Here is a 5302-nt window from a genome sequence, read left to right on the forward strand (position 1 = left end):
GCTGGAAGGTAGAATCGGCAAAAGAGCAGTCGAAGGTCCGGGCCGCGGGGCCACCAACGGTGAAGGGACCACTCAGGTTATCCGGGCAGTTGTCGGTAATGCTCACTACTGCATCGTCATTTTCGATCGTGGCAGTGCCCGTGCTGTCGAGCGCCACCGTGATGGCTTCGCAGACGATGACGGGGGTGATCGTATCGAGAATCGTGACGATGATGGTATCGAGGGTAACGTTGCCGCTGCCGTCGGTGGCCTCAATTTCTACCTGGAGATTGACGTTGCCTACGTCGTCGCAGGTGAACGTGAGGACCTGGTCGAGGAACTTTGCTCTTTCAACTTTCGCAGCACCTGCGGCCGCGCCCGAACCCGTCATAAGCGAGCTGGTGTTGGGCAAGCGGAAGATATTGGTCACTTCGGCAATACAGTTGTCGCTAACCGCGTAATGGTAGTCTTCGACGGCGAGTTCGGCCAGGCCGTTTTCGTCGAGGTAGAGCGTCGTGTCGTTGGCCATCACCGTAGGGGCGATGGTATCGAACACCGTCACGGTTGCGGTACACGTGCTGGAATTGTCGTTGTTGTCGGTCACCGTCAACGTCACTGTAACGGGCGTATCCACGTCAGCGCAGCTGAATTCGGTTTGATCGAGCGCAAGGGAAGCAATGCCGGAGGCATCGTTGGAACCGTTGTCAACTGCCGCGGCGGTTGTCACGCCCTCCCCGTTGGCATCAAGTTGCACCGTTACATCTTGGCAGATCGCCGTGGGGTCAATGCTATCAATAACGTCCAGCGCTACATCATTGCCGTCGCCGCCCAGGTAGGTGATGGTTGCGTCCAGTCCACTGCCGAGGAAATTACTGATTACGGCGCCTTCCGGCAGTCCGTTGAAAGTACCGGTGATGGCGTCTGCTCCGTCGTTATCAACAATCAGGAAGGTTTCGATTCCCATTAGCGTTGGGCTGCCGCTGAGCACCAGGTCCACGCCGGACAGGTCGATTGCCCCAACCACCGTCAACTGGGTATAGGTGCTGCCCGTACCATTGCCCGGTGTGGTGCCGTTGATGACGATGGCCAGGTCGCTGGCAAAGGATAGCGTGCCGGCGGTGGCGTCTGTACCATTGAAAGTAGGATAGACGGCTGCGGGCGAGGTACCGGGGGCTAAGAGCAGGTCGCCGCCGCCAGTGTCAAAACTTTGGTTGAAGAGGATGTCTCCGCCGCTGCGCAATTCTACGTCGGTAGCAGCGGGTAAACTGATCGCGGCGCTAATCGTGATAGCGCCACTGTTGGCATCCCCGATGATGAGGGTGCCCGTAGTGATGCGGTCAAGCTCCGCATCGGTTAAGCCCAGGATGCCACCAGCATCTGCCCCACCAAGGTTGATCTGCGTAGCTGCCGTTTGGGGTCGGATTGTCGTCGTATTCATACCCGCATTGACGCTACTGCCAACGAGTGCATTCAGCGCATTGGCGATAAGGTTTATGTCACCGTTGGCAGTAATGAAGGTGTTAAGTAACAGTGTGCCATTAGATACGCTTATCAAGACATCACCGTCGTTGGTGGAAATGCCACCATTACTAATAGTCAGCCCCCCCACGAGCCGGCGAAGGATAATGTCTCCAGTCCCCGTATTTTGGAAACTTCCAACCTGCGACATGATGTCTAACTCAATCCCGGTGGCGGCCTGTGCCTCAACGATGGACGAAGAGATGTTGTTGGTGCTCGATCCATTGGCATCGAAAATACTGCCATTTACGGCGAATAAGCCCACATTGAACTGGGCGCTAACGGTGTTGATGTTCAGGTCACCGTTGTCAACGGTGATCCTTGCCGTCCCACCACCATTAGCAGTTGCGTTGTTGACGGTTAAGTCGCCGCTGACGTCCCGCAGGCCTAAATCCCCACTCCCGGAAGTGGCGGTGACGGTGTTCACGTCCAGAAAAATTTGTGGAATAATTGCCCCCACGTTCAAAACTGCAGCCAAGTTGGCTGAATTAGCGGAAATGTTGGTCGTGCCGCCGCCCGTAATGTTGCCTGCTGAATTGATGGTGACGGTTTCGCCGGTCACTAAGCCTAGGGCAATGTTTCCGGAGCTTGTGGTGGTCAGGTTAACCGTTTGGCCCGCAGCGGTAACGCCTGAAAGGCCGTTAATTGCTGCCCCGCTGACGGCCAAGTCGGTGCTGGTATTATTGAAGCTGATGTTGCCGCTGGTGGTATTGACGGCAGCCAGGTTGGCGATTGCGTTATCGCCGGACAGGTTAATGCCCGTGACTGCCCGCAGCGCCACGTTGGTTTCGGCAATGGCCCCCGTACCGGTGATGGCTGCGGAGGAGATCAAGCTCAGGCTGGAAGTACCGGCTGGTGCAATACTGCTGGAAACGGTAATTGTACCCGTGGAGATGTCGTTGCGGCCGATGATGAGCGTACCAGCAGAAAGCTGATTTAGCTCGGCTGCGCTAAGTGACAGTTGCCCCGGGGTGTTGGTCCCCAAATCAATGCTCCTTCCAACGGACAAGGGGCGAACAGTGACGATTCCAATCGTTCCTAAGGTGCCAGAAATGGCGACCTCGTCTGCAGTAACGGTTAATGGTCCGTTATTCGCGCCGATACTAGAGCCTGAGCTGACCGTGAAAACACCATCTACCCCCGTGGTCAGACTGTTCGGCGCACCACCAGCATTGGTGTTGATCACTGAATTTCCTGTCACGGTCAGGTTACGGCCCGCCGTTACGCTTGCTCCACCTGCACCATCACCTTGCGCAAAAGTCGTTGCACTCACAATGATGTCACGCCCCGCCGTAAGTGCTAAGGTTTGGCCTCGGACATCTCCAAAGCTCACTGCGCTGCCCAGGAGCAAATCCTGGCCTGCCTGGAGGGTAGCGGTACCCCCAGCAGCGTTGACGCTATTAATGCCCCCCTGAACAAGTATATCCTGCCCACCAATTGTGCTGAGATTGATGTTGCCGGCCGCAGAGGTAAGGCGCGCGTTGACGGTTATACTTTGGTTGGCTGCCAGATCAATCGAACCCGTTCCAGAAGTGGTTTGCGGGCCATTCACGATCACAATCTCGGCGTTCATCACTTGCAGGTTTGCGTCGCTCGCGTAGGCAATCGCTCCGTTGAACTGCACATTATCGGTATCGGAGCCACCATCAATGGTCAGGCTGGGCAGGTTAGCCGTAAAGGCACCTACGTTGATGACGTCGTTGCCCACTGCTCCATCAATGGTGATGGAGGTGACACCGGCCAGCGGAACGTCTACGGGGAAGTTCATCGCAAAGCCACCGTCCAAAGAGTAGGTGCGGCCAGCAGCAGCGAAATTGATGCTGCCGCCATTTTCCGTTACGTCCAGTACGTCACCATTGCCCGCCACATCAGTAACCACTATGGCGTTGCCTACGGTAGTGATGGTGTAGTCGGGGGGGAGGGGTGTCTGGACCGTAATTACTACGTCGTTACCGTCGCCGCCCAGGTAAGAGATCGTAGCATCTAATCCGCTACTGAGGAAGTTCGGGATAGTGGTGCTTTCGGGCAAACCGACAAATACGCCGGTGATGGCATCCGTACCGTCGTTGTCCACAATAGTGAAGGTTTCACTACCCACCAAAGTGGGGCTGCCGGTGAGGACCAAATCCACGCCAGTCAGGTCAACCACGCCCGCTACCGTCAGCTGGGTGTAGGTGCTGCCCGTACCATTACCCGGTGTGGTGCCGTTGATGACGATGGCCAAGTCGCTGGCGAAGGATAGCGTGCTGGCGGTGGCGTCTGTACCACCGAAAGTGGGATAAACGGCTGCGGGCGAGGTACCGGGGGCTAAGAGCAGGTCGCCGCCACCGGTGTCAAAACTTTGGTTGAAGAGGATATCCCCGCCGCTGCGCAATTCCACGTTAGTGGCCGCCGGGCGGCTGATAGCTGCGCTGATGGTGATATTGCCGCTGTTGGCGGTGCCAAGGACGAGCGTGCCTGCCGCAACCTGATCCAGTTCCGTATCGGTCAGTCCGAGGGTGGACGGGCTGCTGCTGAACACGTCGGCACCGCCGAGGTTGATGAGCGTAGCTGCCGTGAGGGGACGTATGGTGGTCGTGCCTGTGCCAGAGTTGATAAGGCCGGGTGTAATGAGATTGATGCCATCGGCGATGATAAAGATGTCGGCATTATTCCCGGACGTGATCATACCATTACTCAGGAGTCGAATCGCCTCGCTATTGTCATTGCCGATTCCCGTCACACTGACTATCCCCCCATTAGAGGTAATTTGACCATCCAAATGAATGCCGTAATTGCCCCCGGCAGCGCCTGAGGTGTCCCCCCCCTGACCTATCACCGTTACGGTGGCAGTCGCTCCGCTTCCTGCATTTGTGATTACTGCGCCGTTGCCGACGACGATCCCGTAATTAAAAAAAGAGGCAGCTCCACCGCCAGTCCCCGTCACCATCACCGCGCCACCGCTCGAAGTGATTTGCGTATTGGCGTCTCGCAATACTAATCCATAATTGTCGCTACCCGTGCCCTGGCCGCCGGTGCCGGTAACGGACACCGCGCCGTTGCCTCCAGAGGTAATCTGACCCGCGTTGGCGAGCAGGATGCCGGCATTCTGGCTGCCAGAACCCGAGTCACCCCCACCCTGGCCCTCTACCTCCACATCGCCGCCGCCTGAGGTAATCTGTGAGTTTGACCCATCAATCACTAAGCCATAGTTAAATATCCCCGGGCCCGAGCCACCGGTGCCGCTGACGCTGACCTTGCCCGACCCGCCCGATGTTATCTGAGCTGCCGTTATGATGAGGATACCATAAATGTCGTTGCCCGTGCCTGGGCCACCGGTGCCGGTAACGGACACCGCGCCGTTGCCTCCAGAGGTAATCTGACCCGCGTTAGCGAGCCGGATGCCGACATTAAGGCTGCCAGAACCCGAGTCGCCCCCACCCTGGCCCTCTACCTCCACATCGCCACCGCCTGAGGTAATCTGTGAATTTGCCCCATCAATCACTAAGCCGTAGTTAAATATCCCCGGGCCCGAGCCACCGGTGGCGCTGACGCTGACCTTGCCCGAGCCACCCGATGTTATCTGAGCTCCCGATATGAGGATACCATAAAGGTCGTTGCCCGGGCCCGGGCCGCCAGTGCCGGTAACGGACACCGTACCGTTGCCTCCAGAGGTAATCTGACCCGCGTTTCCGAGCCGGATGCCGACATTAAGGCTGCCAGAACCCGAATCGCCCCCACCCTGGCCCTCTACCTCCACATCGCCGCCGCCTGAGGTAATCTGTGAGTTTGCCCCATCAATCAGTAAGCCGTAGTTAAATATCCC

1 protein-coding gene is annotated in these 5302 nt (G+C 57.5%); it reads right to left on the reverse strand.

Annotated features, from left to right (window positions below; genetic code table 11):
- On the reverse strand, window positions 1–5302 hold a 5302-nt coding region (locus H9S92_RS17765; protein ID WP_187468047.1), incomplete at both ends, for a beta strand repeat-containing protein.

Source organism: Neolewinella lacunae (assembly GCF_014349155.1).
Taxonomy (GTDB): Bacteria; Bacteroidota; Bacteroidia; order Chitinophagales; family Saprospiraceae; genus Neolewinella; species Neolewinella lacunae.